Source organism: Achromobacter sp. RW408 (assembly GCF_003184165.1).
Taxonomy (GTDB): Bacteria; Pseudomonadota; Gammaproteobacteria; order Burkholderiales; family Burkholderiaceae_B; genus Achromobacter; species Achromobacter xylosoxidans.
Window position 1 is genome coordinate 1324769 of sequence record NZ_QHHO01000049.1, and the last position, 16980, is coordinate 1341748.

The 16980-nt window shown below is 70.8% G+C and carries 15 protein-coding genes; 8 read left to right on the forward strand and 7 right to left on the reverse strand.

What is annotated here, in order from left to right; all coding sequences use genetic code 11:
• Both DK459_RS25620 and DK459_RS25625 read left to right on the forward strand, forming a co-directional pair.
• Positions 1 to 1149, forward strand: a 1149-nt coding sequence (locus tag DK459_RS25620; RefSeq protein WP_110135271.1) for an MFS transporter, incomplete at its 5' end; no start/stop codon positions are given.
• A 170-nt stretch (positions 1150 to 1319) separates the two neighbouring features.
• Complete coding sequence (locus DK459_RS25625; RefSeq protein ID WP_047991010.1) at positions 1320 to 1961, forward strand: glutathione S-transferase family protein; 642 nt, start codon at positions 1320 to 1322, stop codon at positions 1959 to 1961.
• Between the two features lie 50 nt (positions 1962 to 2011).
• Here the strand turns inward: DK459_RS25625 and sodC are convergent, their stop codons facing one another.
• The 3 genes from sodC to DK459_RS25640 form a co-directional block, all read right to left on the reverse strand.
• Entirely contained in the window at positions 2012 to 2539 is a 528-nt protein-coding gene (gene sodC / locus DK459_RS25630) for a superoxide dismutase family protein (protein ID WP_049055431.1), read from the reverse strand.
• Positions 2540 to 2730: 191 nt separating this feature from the next.
• The gene (locus tag DK459_RS25635) at positions 2731 to 3975 is read right to left on the reverse strand and encodes a DUF445 domain-containing protein (protein WP_104414428.1); all 1245 of its coding nucleotides are present in this window, start codon (positions 3973 to 3975) and stop codon (positions 2731 to 2733) included.
• Positions 3976 to 4125: 150 nt separating this feature from the next.
• Positions 4126 to 4995 (reverse strand): LysR substrate-binding domain-containing protein, encoded by an 870-nt coding sequence (locus tag DK459_RS25640; RefSeq protein WP_047991631.1) that lies wholly within the window; start codon positions 4993 to 4995, stop codon positions 4126 to 4128.
• Positions 4996 to 5216: 221 nt separating this feature from the next.
• On the opposite strand from DK459_RS25640, the gene eno reads away from it, so the two are divergent.
• Together eno and DK459_RS25650 are read left to right on the forward strand one after the other, a co-directional pair.
• Positions 5217 to 6497, forward strand: a complete 1281-nt coding sequence (gene eno, locus DK459_RS25645) for a phosphopyruvate hydratase (protein WP_053497247.1) — start codon at positions 5217 to 5219, stop codon at positions 6495 to 6497.
• Between the two features lie 85 nt (positions 6498 to 6582).
• The gene (locus tag DK459_RS25650) at positions 6583 to 7029 is read left to right on the forward strand and encodes a DUF2000 family protein (RefSeq protein WP_054500143.1); all 447 of its coding nucleotides are present in this window, start codon (positions 6583 to 6585) and stop codon (positions 7027 to 7029) included.
• 28 nt (positions 7030 to 7057) lie between these two features.
• Here the strand turns inward: DK459_RS25650 and DK459_RS25655 are convergent, their stop codons facing one another.
• From DK459_RS25655 to DK459_RS25670, 4 genes are all read right to left on the reverse strand, one after another.
• Positions 7058 to 7810: a hypothetical protein gene (locus DK459_RS25655; protein ID WP_110135143.1), complete on the reverse strand. Its 753-nt coding sequence runs from the start codon at positions 7808 to 7810 to the stop codon at positions 7058 to 7060.
• Positions 7811 to 7895: 85 nt separating this feature from the next.
• Positions 7896 to 8459, reverse strand: coding sequence for a hypothetical protein (locus DK459_RS25660; protein ID WP_020928057.1), 564 nt, complete (start codon positions 8457 to 8459; stop codon positions 7896 to 7898).
• A 26-nt stretch (positions 8460 to 8485) separates the two neighbouring features.
• Positions 8486 to 9784, reverse strand: coding sequence for a hypothetical protein (locus tag DK459_RS25665; RefSeq protein ID WP_020928058.1), 1299 nt, complete (start codon positions 9782 to 9784; stop codon positions 8486 to 8488).
• A gap of 280 nt (positions 9785 to 10064) precedes the next feature.
• Complete coding sequence (locus tag DK459_RS25670; RefSeq protein ID WP_054500144.1) at positions 10065 to 10991, reverse strand: LysR family transcriptional regulator; 927 nt, start codon at positions 10989 to 10991, stop codon at positions 10065 to 10067.
• 283 nt (positions 10992 to 11274) lie between these two features.
• On the opposite strand from DK459_RS25670, the gene DK459_RS25675 reads away from it, so the two are divergent.
• The 4 genes from DK459_RS25675 to DK459_RS25690 are packed head-to-tail and all read left to right on the forward strand — an operon-like array spanning position 11275 to position 16953.
• Positions 11275 to 13395 (forward strand): 3-hydroxyacyl-CoA dehydrogenase NAD-binding domain-containing protein, encoded by a 2121-nt coding sequence (locus DK459_RS25675; protein WP_054500145.1) that lies wholly within the window; start codon positions 11275 to 11277, stop codon positions 13393 to 13395.
• A gap of 25 nt (positions 13396 to 13420) precedes the next feature.
• Complete coding sequence (locus DK459_RS25680; protein WP_054444543.1) at positions 13421 to 14602, forward strand: acetyl-CoA C-acyltransferase; 1182 nt, start codon at positions 13421 to 13423, stop codon at positions 14600 to 14602.
• Between the two features lie 11 nt (positions 14603 to 14613).
• Positions 14614 to 15810, forward strand: a complete 1197-nt coding sequence (locus DK459_RS25685; RefSeq protein WP_006385144.1) for an acyl-CoA dehydrogenase family protein — start codon at positions 14614 to 14616, stop codon at positions 15808 to 15810.
• Between the two features lie 9 nt (positions 15811 to 15819).
• On the forward strand, positions 15820 to 16953 hold the full coding sequence (locus tag DK459_RS25690) for an acyl-CoA dehydrogenase family protein (protein ID WP_054500146.1): 1134 nt from the start codon (positions 15820 to 15822) through the stop codon (positions 16951 to 16953).
• The last annotated feature ends 27 nt before the right edge of the window (positions 16954 to 16980 follow it).

Sequence of the window (16980 nt, forward strand, 5' to 3'; positions counted from 1 at the left end):
GCCCTGGCCGCCGCGCCGCTGGTGGCCGTGCTGGCGCTGGGCGCCACGGCCGCCCAGACCGGCTACCTGCAGACGGCGCAGACCCTGCCGTTCCTGCTGCTGTCGCTGCCCGCCGGCGTGCTGGCCGACCGCCTGCCGCGCCGCACCCTGATGACCAGCGCAGAATGCGTGCGCGCCGCCAGCCTGCTGGCCCTGCTGGCGTTGCTGGCGCTGGGCGGCCTGAACCTGGGCTGGCTGGCGGCGCTGGGCTTCCTGGGCGCGGTAGGCACCGTGGCCTACAACGTCGCCGCGCCAGCGCTGGTGCCGACGCTGGTGCCCGCCCCTGCCCTGGGCCAGGCCAACCGCTGGCTGGAACTGGCGCGCAGTGCGGCCTTTTCCGCCGGGCCGGCGCTGGGCGGCGCGCTGGTCGGCGGCATCGGCGCGGCCGCGGCCTACGGCCTGGCGACGCTGCTGTCGCTGCTGGCCGCGGGCCTGCTGGCCGGCCTGCCGCCGCAAGCGCCGCGCGCCGCCGCGCGGCGCCACCTGTGGCATGAATTGCGCGATGGCGCGGCCTTCGTGACGGGCCACCCGCTGCTGCGGCCGGTGCTGGTCACGGCGGTGTTCTTCAACCTCGCCTGGTTCGTGCTGCAGGCGGTCTATGTGGTGTACGCGGTGGAACGGCTGGGACTGGGCGCGGCCGGGGTCGGCATCACGCTGGGGGTGTACGGCGCGGGCATGCTGGCCGGCGCGCTGGCGGCGCCCTGGCTGGCCGGACGGCTGTCGTTCGGCGCCCTGATCGCGGCCGGCCCGCTGTGCGCGCTGGCGGCCAGCCTGATCCTGCTGTCGACGCTGGCCCTGCCGTCTGGCCTGTGGGCCGCGGCGGGCTTCTTCCTGTTCGGCGCCGGGCCGATATTGTGGACCATCGCCACCACCACGCTGCGCCAGGCCATCACGCCCAATGCGTTGCTGGGGCGGGTGTCCGCCGTGATCCTCACCGCCACCTTCGGCGCGCGGCCGGTGGGCGCGCTGATCGGCGCGGCCTTGGCTTCGCGCCTGGGGCTGGAGGCCTGCCTGTGGGTGTCGAGCGCCGGCTTCGCGGCGCAGTTCGTGGTGCTGGCGGCCTCGCCGGTGCCGCGGCTGCGAAGCCAGCCGGAGCCGGTGACGGGCTGACGCGGGACGGTGGCGGCTCGCGTGACGGTCCGACCAATCTGTTGCGCACGCGCAAGGACCGATCTGTATCTGTTGCCGGCCTGCGATGGCCGATAGACTGGGGGGCCGCCAAGCGCGGGCCTGAGGGCCCGCCCCGGCTTCCCCACGCCCACGTCCGCGTCGCTTCCGCCATGCTGAACATTCTCGGAAAAGCTACTTCCATCAACGTCCGCAAAGTGCTGTGGACCTGCGTCGAACTGGATCTGCCATTCGCGCGCGAGGACTGGGGCTCGGGCTTTCGCGCCACCAGCGAACCCGCCTTCCTGGCGTTGAATCCGAACGCCATGGTGCCGGTGCTGCGAGACGGCGATTTCGTGCTGTGGGAGTCCAACAGCATCATCCGCTACCTGGCCAACCAGTACGGTGGCGCGCGCAATCCGGACCTGTATCCGGCCGAGGCGCGCCGCCGCGCCGGAGTCGACCAATGGCTGGACTGGCAGGCGAGCGACCTGAACCGTTCGTGGAGCTATGCCTTCATGGCGCTGGCGCGGCAGTCGCCCGCGCACCAGGACGCGGCCGCCATCGCGGCATCCAGCCGCGAGTGGGGGCGTTTCATGGGGATACTGGAACGGCGCCTGCGCGAAACCGGCGCCTATGTGGCCGGCGAGGCGTTCACGCTGGCCGACGTCGCCGTCGGCCTGTCGGTGAACCGGTGGTTCCAGACGCCGCTGGACGATGCGCTGCGACCCGACCTGCCGGCGGTGGCCGCCTATTACGACCGGTTGGCCGAGCGGCCGGGCTACCGCGAGCACGGCCGCAACGGCACCGTGTAGCGCGGTCCGGCCTGCCCGGCCCGCCGCGCGCCTTGCCTGGGGCGTGCCGCTTACTTGATCACGCCGCAGATCATGCGGCCGCCTCCGCCGCCCAGCGGCTTGGGGGTATCGCTGTAGTTGTCGGCGCCCACGTGGATCATCAGGGCGCGCTGCTTGACGTCGGCCAGCTTCAGGCGCGGCGCCACCACGGCGGTCTTGGCGGAGCCGTCGGCCGCCACGGTGATGAACGGCAGGTCGCCCAGATGGCCATCGGTGGCCAGCGGGCCCTTGTGGGCCTTGGTGTTTTGCGGATCGAGGTGGCCGCCCGCGGCGCCGCCCGGCATCACCTTGCCGTCGACGGTGGTCGATTCGCACGAGCCTTTTTCATGCACGTGGAAGCCGTGCTCGCCGGGCGGCAGCCCTTTGAGGTCGGGCGTGAACTTCAGGCCTTCCTTGGTCTGCTCCAGCGCGACGGTACCGGCGCTCTTGCCCACGGAGCCGTCGTCGTTCAGGAATGACATCGTGACGCTCTCGGCCTGGGCAACAGCCGAGCCGCCGGCCAGCGCCAGCGTTGCAACGAGAATCGAGAATTTCTTCATGGACTTGCCTCCTGGGAGTGATGCGCGTGATACGGGCCGCCCGAAAGGGCGGCGGGCGTCCCCGGAACCCGAGGGCAGGCCGGAGACTGCCAAAGACAATAGCATCGCGCCACGGCGCTTCGCCAGCAATCTTGGTTCCTGATACATCGGATACGTCCGCAAATCCGCGATGTTTGACCGCCTCGGCATGACTAGCCCGTCGCCAGCAGCACCGCCGCGTGCAGCAGCACGCCGATCAGGCCGCCCACCAGCGTGCCGTTGAAGCGGATGTATTGCAGGTCGCGCCCCACGCTCAGCTCCAGTTCGTCGACCAGATGGCGCTCGTCCCACAGCTTGACGGTGCGCGAAATGTGCTCGGTGACACCGATGCGCAGCCGTCCGGTCAGGCGCCGCGCCGCGCCCAGCACATGGCTGTTGACGGCCTCGCGCAGGTCCGCGTCTTCGCCCAGCTTGCGCGCCAGCGCCAGCAAGGCGCTTTCCAGGTGCGCGGCCAGCGCCGAATGCTCGTCGCTCAGGTCGCGCCGCAGCGCGGCGTGGATGTCGTCCCACAGGCCCTGCACGTATTCCTGCACCTTGGGGTGGTCGATGGCGCGCTGCTTCATGGCTTCCACCTGGGCGGCCAGCGCCGGGTCGGCGCGCAGGCGCGCGATGTAGTCCAGCACCCAGGCCTCGTAGTCGCGCCGCACCGGATGGTCCGGCTCCGACAGCACGTCGCGCAGTTCCTGCACCAGCGCGCGCGCCAGCCGGTCGGCCAGGTTGTCGGCGATGCCCTCGACCGAGGCGATGACGTCCACCGCCTTGATGATGCGCGGCCATTCCTTGCGCGCGAACTTGACCAGCAGCGCCGAAGCGCGCTCCTTGACGTCCTCGTCGCCCAGGTAGCCGCCCAGCCGCTCCATGGCGGCGTCCAGCAATTCCTGGTGGCGGCCGTCGCGGGTCAGCAGGCCCAGCACCTCGCCAGCGGTGCCGGCCGCGTCCCAGCGCCGCAGGTTCTTCACCACGAATTCCTGGATCACCCCGCGCACGGCGTGGTCGTCCAGCAGGTCCAGTGTCTGCAACGCCACCCGCCGCGCGCCGTCGCTGAGCGCATGCGCCTGCTTCGGCCGCGCCAGCCAGCGCGACAGGCGCGCGGCCGGGTCGAAGCCGCGCAGCTTGTCCATCAAGGTGTCCGGATCGAGGAAGTGGTCGCGCACGAACACCGCCAGGTTGTCGCCGATGCGATCCTTGTTGCTGGGGATGATGGCGGTATGCGGAATGGGCAGCCCCATCGGCCGGCGAAACAGCGCCACCACCGCGAACCAGTCCGCCAGCGCCCCAACCGTGGCGGCCTCGCAGAAAGCCCGTACCCAGGCCCAGGCGCCCTGCCCGCCCATCAGATGACTGGTGATGAAACCGCTGATCATGGCCACCAGCAGGGCCAGCGCGGCGATCTTCATGCGCCGCAGCTGCGCGCGGCGCGCCTGCGAGGCCAGCGCCGAGCGCGTGACGAACGCCTTGGCGGACGGACTGGCGGACTGCGGCGTATCGGTCATGGGGTCTCCGGCGGGAATGCGCGTCCAGCATACCAAGCCCGTTGCGTCGCTGCCTCAGTCGCCGGCCTCGGCCAGCGCGCCGCGCAGCCAGGCGATGAAGGCGTCGGCGTGGGCGGTGCGCGCGCGGCCTGCGGCCGGCACCGCGCGCAGGCCGCCTTCGAAAGGCACGAAGCCATGGGGCGCCACCAGCAGGCCGTCGTGCAGTTCACGCGCGATCAGGCGCCGCTCGACCAGCGCCACGCCCAGGCCCGACAAGGCCGCCTCGATGCACAGGTGGGTGTGCGGGAACGCCAGCGTGTCGCCCCGCGCCGCCGGTTGCCCGGTGATGGCCTCCCATTGGTTCCAGGCGCTGGCGGTGTATTCATGCGCGATGCGGGCGCGCGTGGCGGGCTTGCGGCGCGCATAGGCCGGCGTGCAGACCGCGCCGAAATGCACTGGCGCCAACGCCAGCGCCCGGGCCCGGTCGGCCTCGGCATAGCCGGACAGGTCCCAGGCCAGGATCAGGTCGGCGCCCTCGTTGCGCATCTCGCGCGCCGAGGTCATCGACAGGCGGATGCGGATCTCGGGATGCCTGCGGTAGAACACGGCCAGTTGCGGCACCAGCCAGCGCATGGCGAAGGTGGCGCTGCAGGCCACGTGCAGCCCCGGCGCCTGCGCTTCGCGCGCCAGCCGCTCGTAGGCGTTTTCCAGCTGGTCGAAGGCGGCGCGCACCGACGTGTAGAAGGTGGCGCCGGCGGGCGTCAGGCGCAGGCCGGTGCCGTCCTTCTCGAACAACGCCGCGCCGGCGTGTTCCTGCAACAGGCGCAAGTGGCGGCTGACGGCGCCGTGGCTGCGGCAGAGTTCCTCGGCGGCGCGCGTGACCGAGCCGCTGCGGGCGACGGCTTCGAAGGCGCGGACGGCGGACAAGGGTGGCAATTGGCGCATCAGGTTCATTCGTCAGGAAAACTGACATATCCGCAGAAAAACTGCATTGTCGGATCGTGACTCCGTTTTTAGCATGGCGGCGTCGTCATCGAACATTCACCGTAGCTTTCCGGGCCTGGTCGTCCGCAATGAGACGGCGGACGGATTCGACCCAGCGCCTCTCCCGAGCCGGGCCCTTGCTTGAATTATCTGACCATTTTCCTGACATTCCGGAGCCTCCCATGCACATCACCCATCTCGCCGCCCACGAAGCGCTGGACAGCCGCGGCAATCCCACCGTCGAAGTCGAGGTCCGCCTGGACGATGGCGCCCGCGGCCTGGCGCTGGTGCCCTCGGGCGCCTCCACCGGCAAGCGCGAGGCGCTGGAACGGCGCGACGGCGACGGCGCCCGCTACCTCGGCAAGGGCGTGCTCGGCGCCGTCGGCGCGGTCAACGGCGAACTGCGCGCGGCGCTGCTGGGCCTGCCGGCCGACCAGCAGGCCCGCATCGACCAGGCCATGATCGAGCTGGACGGCACGCCCGACAAAAGCCGGCTGGGCGCCAACGCGCTGCTCGGCGTATCGCTCGCGGTGGCGCACGCCGCGGCCGCCAGCCAGGGCCTGCCGCTATGGCGCCACGTGGGCGGGGTGCAGGCCCAGACACTGCCGGTGCCGATGATCAACATCATCAACGGCGGCGCGCATGCCGACAATCCGCTCGACTTCCAGGAGTTCATGATCCTGCCGGTGGGCGCGGACAGCTTCCGCGAAGCGCTGCGCATGGGCGCGGAGGTGTTCCACACGCTGCGCCACGCGCTCAAGGCCGCGGGCCACAGCGTCAACGTCGGCGACGAAGGCGGCTTCGCGCCGACGCTGCGCAACGCGCCCGAGGCGCTGGACTTCATCATGGCGGCGATCGAACGCGCCGGGCTGCGTCCGGGCGCCGACGTCGCGCTGGCGCTGGATCCGGCCGCCAGCGAATTCCACGGCGCCGACGGCTACCGCTATCAGGGCGAGAACCTGCTGCGCACGGCCGAGCAGCAGGTGCAATACCTGGCCGGCCTGGCGCGCGACTACCCCATCGTGTCGATCGAGGACGGCATGGCCGAAGACGACGCGGTCGGCTGGAAGGTGTTGGGCGCGACGTTGGGCGGCGCCTGCCAGTTGGTGGGCGACGACGTGTTCTGCACAAATCCGCGGTTGTTCCAGGCCGGCATCGAACAGGGCATCGGCAATGCCATCCTGGTCAAGATCAACCAGATCGGCACGCTCAGCGAAACCTGGCGAGTGCTGGCGCTGGCGCGGCGCGCCGGCTACGGCGTGGTCATGTCGCACCGTTCCGGCGAAACCGAGGACACCAGCATCGCCGACCTGGCGGTGGCGGCCAATTGCGGCATGATCAAGACCGGCTCGCTGTCGCGCGCCGACCGCACCGCCAAGTACAACCGCCTGCTGCGCATCGAGCGCGAACTGGGCGCGGCGGCGGTGTACGCCGGCGCCAGCGCCCTGGCGCGGCAACGGTAGCGCGGGTCGTCGCCCGCGTTCACAGGCGTTCAAGACGGCGTCCGCGGCACGGTGGACGATAACGCCTTTTGTCCAGGAGTCCGCCATGCCCGAACCGTCCGCCCCCCTTGCCGCCGCCGTGCCGGAAAAAGTCGTGATCGTGCTGGCGGCGGGCCTGGGCGCCGGCCAGGCCGCCAACGCCTCGGCCTGCCTGGCGGCCGGACTGGTGGCTCGGCAGCCCAACTGGGCCGGCCAAGCCCTGCGCGATGCCGATGGCATGCTGTCGTCGGCGATCTCGCACCTGCCCATCATCGTGCTGACGGCCGACGAAGCGCGCATGGCGCAACTGCGCGAGCGGCTGTCCCTGCCCATGCCGGGCGACGCCGGCATGACGCTGTTTCCGGCCTATGCGCGCGAGATCCACGAGGCCGCCGAATACTGGGCCCGGCATCGCCACACTTCGCATCGCGACCAGCCCCTGCTGGGCGTGGGCCTGGCCGGCCCGCGGCGCTGGGTCAATGCCCTGACCGGCAGCCTGCCGATGTTGCGTTGATCTTGTCGGGCGGCGCCCTGGCGCCCGCTCAGGCCTCGGCGCGCTCGCGGTATGCCGTGCCGCACAGGATGGCGAAGAACAGGACCAGAACCAGCGTGATCACCAGGCCGCCGCCCGCCGTCGCAATCGCCTGCGGCCAACGCAGCAGCACCGATTTGCGCAGCGCCACGCCCGTCACCTCGGTGATGCCGGTCAGCAACAGCAGGAGCCCCGCGAACGGCCAGACCCGGCCACGCAGCGCCTGGCGCGAGCGGGCCAGGCCATACCGATCGGTCAGCGCGGCCCGCGGCAGGCTCAGGGACCACGCCCCCAGCCAATACATCACCGGCAGCCACAGCGCCAGCCATGCCAGCAGCGCGATGGCAAGGAACACGGTGCTGGAGACACCCGGCAGCTTGAAGTAAAGGGCCAGCCCCAGCGTCAGGCTCACCGCTTTCAGGGCCGCGATGGCGCAGCAGGCCAGCACCAGCAGCGCCAGCACCCGCACATACGCGCCATCGATGCGCCCCAACGCGGCGGCCGGCTTGATGTCGGAGGCCCGGGCCAGCCGGTGCTGCCAGGCCAGCGCCAGGCGGGCCAGCGCCAGCAGGTTGATGGCGCCGGCCAGCATGAACCAGCCATCGAGACGGCCGTCGAGCTGGCCCAGCAGCAGCGCCCCCGGCAGCGACAGCGCGAACAGCACGAAAGCCAGCGGCGCGGCGGCGAGCAGGCCGGGAACCTGCCGGGTGAATTGCGTCGCGGCCAGGGCAAGCAGGCGTCGGGCGGTCAGCGGATGCGGCACGGGCGATTCCCTTTCGATGGGTCGACGGGTCCGCCATGATGGCGGGACCCTCGACCTTATACCAGAGGCCCCGGCGTGGCGCCTGTCAATCGGCGAACAAGGCCGGCACCAGGGTCACCAGTGTGCCGATGTGTTGGTCCATTTTCTTCGCCTGCGGATTGCCGATATTGGCGGCGCCCGCGGTGCGCAGGCGCAGCGTCAGGGTGCGGCCGCCGCCGTCCACCGTGAACTGCACCCCGAACACCCAGTCGACGCCCTGCGAACTGGCGATCAAGGTCAGCCAGCCTTCGTTCGGTTCCAGGTAGCTGTGCGCATCGAACAGGCCGCGTTGCGCCAGCGCGGCCGGCGCGGCTTCGGCGAAACGGCGCATGGCCGCCTGGAGTGTCGGCGTCTTCGCGCCCAGGTCGATCTGCGTCAATTGCAGCGGCGGCACCATCACGCGGTGCGAAAACAGCCTCGGCAGGGACGCGACGGGAAAGGACCACGGCGCCGCCAGATCGGCGGGGGGCGGGGCCGGCATCGACATGGCATCATTGCCGCCGGCGGGCGCCGCCGCCGGGTTGCGGGCCGGACCGGGAGAGGACGCACAGCCCCCGAACAGCACCGCGGCCAGCGCCGGCAACAGCCAGCGAGGCAGCAAGCGCAGCATGCCGGCGCCCTCCGTGTGTCGCAATGCTAGGATCGCGCGGCGCATTTCTTGCCCCCCGGGGTGGCGTAGTGGGTCAGGAACGCGTCCAGGTCCGCCAGCGGCGGTTGCAGCCGGTAGCAGGCATTCAGGCCGCGCAGCAACAGAAACGCTTCCTCGCTGCCAAGCGCCTTGGGAAACTCCTCGTCATTCAGTTTCTCGGAAATCTCGGTCAGCGTCTGTTCATCCCGATAGCGCGCCAGCCGCTCGCCCAGCGTGTACGCCGTCAACGCCGCCTGCAGCCGCTCTTGCGCGTCGCTGACCTGCTCGATCGAAGCGCTGGTGCCGACCTTGCCCAGTAGCGAGGTCAGGGCCACCGACTTCTCCAGCACCGACTTGGGCACGATGCTTTCGAAGGTGCCGACCGACACCAGCGCCGTCGGCACGTTCAGCGGCGTCGCCCCATCGAACACCTGGTTGGTGCGCGTGTTGTAGACCAGCGATTTGTCCCAGAATGCGCGGGAGTCGCCCTCGGGCCGTCCCACCACCACGTAGGTGCCCTGCTTGAGCAGCCCCAGGTTGGATCCGGCCGCCTGGCTCACCGCCGACTGCGAATAGAGCTGCACGCTGTAGTCCAGCACCATGCGGTTGCGCTGGTTCGCCAGCACCAGTTCGGCGGCGGTGAAGGCCACGCCCACCAGCGGCGATACCAGCGGATTGTTGGCCAGGCTGGCGGCGCCGTTGGCCACGCCCTGCGCGCGTTGCAGGGCACGCAGCGTCTCGGCGTTGCGCTCGGTGGTGACGTCCATCACGCGCAGGCGGAACGACGGCGCCACGCGCTCGTCCCAGCGCTGCACGTAGTAGACCAGCAGGTTCGAGAAGTTCAGGGACTGGTCCGGCTGCACGCCGCGCTGGTACCAGACCACGATGGACTGGTTGCTGCCGTCGTCGCGGGCCGCGACGTCCAGGATCACCACGTAGTCGGCCGGGCCGTCGATGCCGGCGGTTTTCCTGCCTGCGGCGTCCTTGAGCGCCGGGATCTCGACCGAGCGCATCATGATCGACAGCGGCGCGTTGGCCGGCACCGCCAGCTGGCGCTCGTCCTGCGTGGTGGCCGGCGCGCCGGTCTGCTCCAGCACGCGGGCGCGCTCGTTGCTGCCGGGCTTGAGATAGAAGATGCGGTTGTCCGCGTAGATCGGGGTATGCACGGTGTAGGCATCGCCGATGCGCGGCTCGCCGCCGGCGCATCCCGCCAACAGGCCCGCCAGTCCCAACATGCCCCACCGCAAGGCGGCGCGTTGCCGCCGCCGCAGGCCGGCCCCACGCCGGCGCATGAACACGAAAGCCATACTTGCTCCGCAAGAAAAGGCCCGCAATGGATCGGAACAACGCCTGCCCCGGCGTGGCGATCAGGCGGCGGTCAACGCCGCCCGTCCCTGGTCCGAGGCTTCCCGCCAGGACGGCGCGCGGGAATGGTCGGCATTTTTATCATTATGTTTCTTTTTGTCAAACTTTCGCGCGGAGGGTGATGCCCCCCATGGCGCCGGGCGGACGCGAGAAAACTCCAATCGGCGTCCGACATGGCGGCATCCTGGGACGGGGACGCCGATGATAGCCAGCGGGCCGGACCTATGCCGCGCCCAGCAGTCCGGGCCGCCCTTCATGCGCGGCCTGGGCACGCTGCTGGATGAACTCGATCATCATCGCGATGGCGCGCGGATGGTGGCGGTTGGGCATATACAGCATGTACATCGCACGGCCAAAGATGCTGAGTCGCCAATGCGGCAAGGCGGCGATCAAATCGCCGCGCGCGACGTCGTCGTGCACCACGTAGTCCGGCACCACGCCGATGCCCAGCCCGGCCAGCATGGCGTCGCGCAGGAAGGCGTAGTTGCGCGAGATGATGGTGGGTTCCAGCACCACGTGCTGGCGCGGCTGGCCGCCGTAGTACGCCGACAACCGCAGCGGCCGGCCGATGACGGCGGCGCTGATGACGGGCAGTCGCGCCAGCTCGGCCGGCTTGTCAGGCAGGCCGCGTTCGCGCACGAAGGCGGGCGAGGCGCAGGCCACGTAACGCACCTGGCCCAGTTCGCGCGCCACCAGATTGTGCGGCGGCTCGGACATGATGCGCACGGCGATGTCGACCTCGTCGCGCAGCAGGTCGTCGACGCTGTTCTCGAACAGCACGTCCAACACGATGTCGGGATAGGCGCGCTTGAATTCCAGCAGCCACGGCGTCATCACGAACTGGCCATAGCCGCTGGGCACGCTGAGCCGCACCTTGCCCTGCGGCGTCTTGCCCAGGGTCTCGACCGCTTCGCGCGCGGCCGCCAGCTCGTCCTGGATGCTGCGGCCATGCTGGTACAGCTTGAGTCCGATTTCGGTGGGCTCGACGTGGCGCGTGGTGCGCCGCAGCAGTTGCATGCCGACGGCGCGCTCCAGCTGGGTCAGGTGATAGCTGACGTTGGCCCGCGTCATCTTCAGGCGGCGCGCGGCTTCGCTCAGGTTGCCGGCGTCCAGGATCTCCACCAGCAGGGTCAGCGCTTTCGTGTCCATGTCGAGTCTCCAGGGGCGGCCGGCATTCCTTCATTGCAACCCGGCGCCCCGCAGGCGATTGTCAATTTTTTTTAACGTCAATGTCAATTCTTGATGGCATTGTCAAGACTTCTTTGCTGGGAAAGAATAGACGGCTATAAGACGGGCCGTTCCTGGCCCGCCAGGCGCCGCGACTGCGCCGCGTCCGCCCCGGGACGCGCCGGCCTCGCCAGAGCCCCGCTCTGCGATGCCGCCGTGCCGGCCTGGCCGGCGCGGGCGGCGACCCTACCGGAGACACTGTCCCATGACAGCCAGCGCACCCGCCGGCGCCGTCCACGCGCGCCGCGACGGCGACGTACTCGTCGTCACCATCGATCATCCCCCCGTCAATGCCCTGAGCGCCGATGTGCGCGCCGGCCTGGCGCGCGCCATCGACCAGGCCCAGGGCGACCCGCAGGTGCGCGCCGTGCTGCTGACCGGCGCCGGCAACAACTTCATCGCCGGCGCCGACATCCGCGAATTCGGCAAGCCGCCGCGTCCGCCCGCCCTGCCCGACGTCTGCAACCAGATCGAGGCCTGCGCCAAGCCAGTGGTGGCCGCGCTGCATGGCGCCGCGCTCGGCGGCGGCCTGGAAGTGGCGCTGGCGGCGCATTACCGCGTGGCGCTGCCCGGCGCCAAGCTGGGCCTGCCCGAAGTGACGCTGGGCCTGCTGCCCGGCGCCGGCGGCACGCAGCGCACGCCGCGCCTGATCGGCGCCGCCGCGGCACTGGACCTGATGCTGTCGGGCAAGCCGATGACGGCGCAGGCCGCCGTCGCGGCCGGGCTGGCCGATGAACTGGCGGCCGGCACGGATCCGCTGGCCGCCGGCCTGGACTACGCCCGCCGCCTGCTGGCGCAAAATGCCGCGCCGCGCCGCAGCCGCGACGGCCAGGCGCTGGCGGACAAGGCCGCATGCGTGGCCGCGATCGATGCCGCCGGCCAGCGCATCGCCGCCAGCACGCGCGGCCTGTTCTCGCCCGCGAAAATCCTGGAAGCGGTGCGCGCCGCGGTCGAACAGCCTTTCGACGAGGGCCTGCGCACCGAGCGTGCGCTGTTCCTGCAATGCCTGGACAGCCCGCAGCGCGCCGGCCTGATCCACGCCTTCTTCGCCGAACGCGAGACCGCCAAGATCCCTGAATTGAAGCAGGCCAAGCCGCGCCGGCTCGACAGCGTCGGCGTGATCGGCGGCGGCACCATGGGCGCGGGCATCGCCGTGGCGGTGCTGGACGCTGGCCTGCCGGTGGTCATGGTGGAACAGGACGACGCCGTGCTGGCGCGTGGCCGCCAGCGGGTCGAACACGTCTACGACCTGCTGGTCGGCAAGGGCCGCATGACGGCCGACGAACGCGCCGCCCGACTGGCGCGCTTCACCGGCGCCACCGACTATGCCGCGCTGGGCGAGGCCGACCTGATCATCGAGGCCGTGTTCGAGGACATGGACGTCAAGCTGGCGGTGTTCGCGCAGCTTGACCGCGTCGCCAAGCCGGGCGCGGTGCTGGCCACCAACACCTCGTACCTGGACGTGGACCGCATCGCCCAGGCCACGCGCGGCCCCGCCGACGTGCTGGGGCTGCACTTCTTCTCGCCGGCCAACATCATGAAGCTGCTGGAGGTGGTGGTGGGCCGCCAGACCGCCGCCGACACCGTCGCCACCGGCTTCGAGCTGGCGCGCCGCCTGCGCAAGATCCCGGTGCGCGCCGGCGTCTGCGACGGCTTCATCGGCAACCGCATCCTGGCGGTGCACCGCCAGGCGGCCGACATGATGATGGAGGACGGCGCCTCGCCCTACGAGATCGACGCGGCGGTGCGCGACTTCGGCTACCCGATGGGGCCGTACCAGATGGCCGACCTGGCCGGCGGCGACATCGGCTGGGCCACGCGCAAGCGCCGCGCCGCCACCCGCGACCCGGCGCTGCGCTACGTGCAGATTCCCGACCGCCTGTGCGAGCGCGGCTGGTTCGGCCAGAAGACCGGCCGCGGCTTCTACCTGTATCCGGATGGCGCGCGCCACGGCACGCCCGACCCGGAAGTGCTGGCGATCATCGACGCCGAGCGCCAACGCGCGGGCGTGACGCCGCGCCCGTTCAGCGCCGAGGACATCCAGCGCCGCTACCTGGCGGCCATGATCAACGAGGCCGCCAACGTGCTGCACCAGGGCATCGCGCTGCGGCCCTCGGACATCGACATGGTTTTCCTGTCGGGCTATGGCTTTCCGCGTTATCGCGGCGGGCCGATGCATTACGCCGACCGCGTCGGGCTGGCCAACGTGCTGGCCGACATCCGCGCCTTTGCCAAGGAAGACCCCGCGTTCTGGAAGCCGTCGCCACTGCTGGTGGAACTGGCCGAATCCGGCCGCGATTTCGCCAGCCTGAACCAGGCCGCCTGACCCCATTCACCCAACGGAAACCGACATGCGAGAAGCCGTCATCGTCTCCACCGCCCGCACGCCCATCACCAAGGCGCAGCGCGGCGAATTCAACCTGATCGCCGGGCCGACCCTGGCCGCCCACGCGGTGCGCGCCGCGGTCGAGCGCAGCGGCATCGACCCCGCCCTGATCGAGGACGCCTTCATCGGCTGCGGCTACCCCGAAGGCGCCACCGGCCGCAACATCGGCCGCCAGGCGGTGATCCGCGCCGGCCTGCCAGTCAGCGTCGGCGGCGCCACCGTCAACCGCTATTGCGCCTCGGGCCTGCAGGCCATCGCCTCGGCCGCGGCGCGCATCGTCATGGACGGCGCGCCCGCCGTCATCGCCGGCGGCGTCGAGCTGGTGTCGCAGATCCGCACCCGCGACGACGGCGTCAGCGGCATGGACCCGTGGATCGTGGCCAACAAGCCCGAGCTGTACCTGCCCATGATCGAGACCGCCGACATCGTCGCCGCGCGCTACGGCATCAGCCGCGAGGCGCAGGACCGCTTCGCCGCGCAGAGCCAGGCGCGCACCGAGGCCGCCCAGGCCGCCGGCCGCTATCGCGAGGAGATCATCGCCGTCACCACCACCATGGCCGTCACCGACCGCGCCACCGGCGCCGTGTCGGAACGCGAGGTCACGGTCGACAAGGACACCTGCAACCGGCCCGGCACCACCTACGAGGCGCTGGCCAAGCTGGCGCCGGTGCGCGGCCCGGACCAGTTCGTGACCGCCGGCAACGCCTCGCAGCTGTCCGACGGCGCCGCCGCCTGCGTACTGATGGAAGCGGCCGAGGCGCAGCGCGCCGGCATCCGCCCGCTGGGCGCGTTCCGCGGCCTGGCGATCGCCGGCTGCGAGCCCGATGAAATGGGCATCGGCCCGGTCTACGCCGTGCCCAAGCTGCTGGCGCGCCACGGCCTGAAGGTCGAGGACATCGACCTGTGGGAACTGAACGAAGCCTTCGCCTCGCAGGCGCTGTACTGCCAGGAACGTCTGGGCATCCCGATGGAGCGGCTGAACGTGAACGGCGGTTCGATCGCGCTGGGCCACCCGTTCGGCGTCACCGGCGCCCGCCTGGCTGGCCACGTGCTGCTGGAAGGCCGCCGCCGCGGCGCGCGCTACGCCGTCGTCACCATGTGCGTGGGCGGCGGCATGGGCGCGGCCGGCCTGTTCGAAATCTACTGAGGAATCGCCCGATGGATCTGGAATTCACCCCCGAAGAAAACGCCTTCCGCGACGAGGTCCGCGCCTTCCTGGCCGCCAACCTGCCGGCGCGGCTGTCGGCCAAGGTCACGCAGGGCAAGCTGCTGGCGCGTGCCGACATGGTCGAGTGGCACGCCATCCTCAACCGCCAGGGCTGGCTGGCCAGCCACTGGCCGGTGGAGTACGGCGGCACCGGCTGGAGCACTACGCAGAAGTACATCTTCGACAACGAGTGCGCGCTGGCCGGCGCGCCGCGCATCGTGCCGTTCGGCCTGAGCATGCTGGGCCCGGTGCTGATCAAGTACGGCAACGAGGCGCAGAAGCGCCACTGGCTGCCGCGCATCCTGGATGGTTCGGACTGGTGGTGCCAGGGCTATTCCGAGCCCGGCGCCGGCTCGGACCTGGCCTCGGTCAAGACCACCGCGGTGCGCGACGGCGACCACTACGTCGTCAACGGCCAGAAGACCTGGACCACGCTGGGCCAGTACGCCAACATGATCTTCTGCCTGGTGCGCACCTCGAACGAGGGCCGCCGCCAGGAAGGCATCAGCTTCCTGCTGATCGACATGGCCAGCCCGGGCGTGCAGGTGCGCCCCATCATCACGCTGGACGGCGAGCACGAAGTCAACGAAGTGTTCTTCTCGGACGTGCGGGTGCCGGTCGAGAACCTGGTGGGCGAGGAAAACCGCGGCTGGACCTGCGCCAAGTACCTGCTGACCTATGAGCGCACCAACATCGCGGGCGTCGGCCAGTCGACCGCGGCACTGGAACGCCTGAAGGCGGTGGCCGCCAGCCAGAAGAAGAACGGCCGCCCGCTGGCCGAGGATCCCGACTTCGCCGCGCGCCTGGCGCGGGTCGAAATCGAGCTGGCCAACATGCGCACCACCAACCTGCGCGTGGTGGCGGCGGTGGCCGGCGGCGGCGCGCCCGGCGCCGAAAGCTCGATGCTGAAGATCCGCGGCACCCAGATCCGCCAGGAGATCACCGCGCTGAACCGCCGCGCCATGGGGCCCTACGCCCGCCCGTTCGTGGCCGAGGCCCTGCACGACGGCTACGACGCCGCGCCCATCGGCCCGGAAGGCGCCGACAGCGCCGCGGCGCAGTACTTCAACAACCGCAAGCTGTCGATCTTCGGCGGCTCCAACGAAATCCAGAAGAACATCATCTCCAAGATGATCCTGGGACTGTAAAGGCCGGCCATGAACTTTGAACACACCGAAGACCGGCGCATGCTGTCCGACATGCTGCGCCGCTTTGTCGCCGAACAATACGACTTCGCCACGCGCGAACGCCACGCCAGGATGGCGCAGGGCTACAACCCCGAGTTCTGGCGCCGCTATGCCGAACTGGGCGCCATCGGCGCGCTGTTCGCCGAGGAACACGGCGGGCTGGGCGGCGCGGGCTTTGACATCAGCGTGGTGTTCGAGGCGCTGGGCCGCGGCCTGGTGCTGGAACCCTTTTTGGACGCGCTGATGGTCGGGAGCGCCATCGCGCGCGCCGGCAGCCCGGCGCAACGCGAGGCGCTGGACCGCCTGATCGCGGGCGGCATCACCGCCGCGCTGGCCGCGGCCGAGCCCACCTCCGGCTACGCCCTGAACGACGTGCGCACCCGCGCCGAGCGCAGCGGCGACGGCTGGGTGCTGAACGGCGCCAAGGCGGTCGTGACGGGCGGCGAGCACGCCGACCTGTTCCTGGTGTCGGCGCGCACCGCCGGCGCCGACGACGACGAGTCCGGCATCAGCCTGTTCCTGGTCAGCGCCGGCACGCCGGGCGTGACGGCGCGCGGCTACGACCTGATCGACGGCGGCCGCGCCGCGGAACTCGCGTTCGAGAACGTGGCGCTGGGCGCCGACAGCCTGCTGGGCGAGGCCGGCGCCGGCCATGCGCTGCTGGAACACGCCACCGGCCGCGGCATCCTGGCGCTGTGCGCCGAGGCCGTGGGCGCGATGGACTGCGCCCGCGACGCCACGCTGGAATACCTGCGCACCCGGCGCCAGTTCGGCGTGCCGATCGGCAGCTTCCAGGCGCTGCAGCACCGCATGGCCGACGTGTTGCTGGAAATCGAGCAGGCGCGCTCGGCGGTCATCAACGCCGCCGCCGCGCTCGACCATCCCGACCGCGCCACGCGCGAACGGGCGCTGTCGGCCGCCAAGTACACCATCGGCCGCATCGGCACGCTGGTGGCCGAAGAAAGCATCCAGCTGCACGGCGGCATCGGCATGACCTGGGAACTGCCCCTGGCGCACTACGCCAAGCGGCTGGTCATGATCGACCACCAGCTCGGCGACGAGGACCACCACCTGCGGCGCTACATCGCGCTGGGGCGGACGTGAGCGGCGAGGACGGCATCATGACGCAGG

What these genes read in the sequence shown, in the direction of transcription:
- DK459_RS25625 (WP_047991010.1), top strand. Translation starts at nt 1,320, where the DNA reads ATGCTGAACATTCTCGGAAAAGCTACTTCCATCAACGTCCGCAAAGTG.
- sodC (WP_049055431.1), bottom strand. Translation starts at nt 2,539, where the DNA reads ATGAAGAAATTCTCGATTCTCGTTGCAACGCTGGCGCTGGCCGGCGGC.
- DK459_RS25635 (WP_104414428.1), bottom strand. Translation starts at nt 3,975, where the DNA reads ATGAAGATCGCCGCGCTGGCCCTGCTGGTGGCCATGATCAGCGGTTTC.
- DK459_RS25640 (WP_047991631.1), bottom strand. Translation starts at nt 4,995, where the DNA reads ATGCGCCAATTGCCACCCTTGTCCGCCGTCCGCGCCTTCGAAGCCGTC.
- eno (WP_053497247.1), top strand. Translation starts at nt 5,217, where the DNA reads ATGCACATCACCCATCTCGCCGCCCACGAAGCGCTGGACAGCCGCGGC.
- DK459_RS25650 (WP_054500143.1), top strand. Translation starts at nt 6,583, where the DNA reads ATGCCCGAACCGTCCGCCCCCCTTGCCGCCGCCGTGCCGGAAAAAGTC.
- DK459_RS25660 (WP_020928057.1), bottom strand. Translation starts at nt 8,459, where the DNA reads ATGCTGCGCTTGCTGCCTCGCTGGCTGTTGCCGGCGCTGGCCGCGGTG.
- DK459_RS25665 (WP_020928058.1), bottom strand. Translation starts at nt 9,784, where the DNA reads ATGGCTTTCGTGTTCATGCGCCGGCGTGGGGCCGGCCTGCGGCGGCGG.
- DK459_RS25670 (WP_054500144.1), bottom strand. Translation starts at nt 10,991, where the DNA reads ATGGACACGAAAGCGCTGACCCTGCTGGTGGAGATCCTGGACGCCGGC.
- DK459_RS25675 (WP_054500145.1), top strand. Translation starts at nt 11,275, where the DNA reads ATGACAGCCAGCGCACCCGCCGGCGCCGTCCACGCGCGCCGCGACGGC.
- DK459_RS25680 (WP_054444543.1), top strand. Translation starts at nt 13,421, where the DNA reads ATGCGAGAAGCCGTCATCGTCTCCACCGCCCGCACGCCCATCACCAAG.
- DK459_RS25685 (WP_006385144.1), top strand. Translation starts at nt 14,614, where the DNA reads ATGGATCTGGAATTCACCCCCGAAGAAAACGCCTTCCGCGACGAGGTC.
- DK459_RS25690 (WP_054500146.1), top strand. Translation starts at nt 15,820, where the DNA reads ATGAACTTTGAACACACCGAAGACCGGCGCATGCTGTCCGACATGCTG.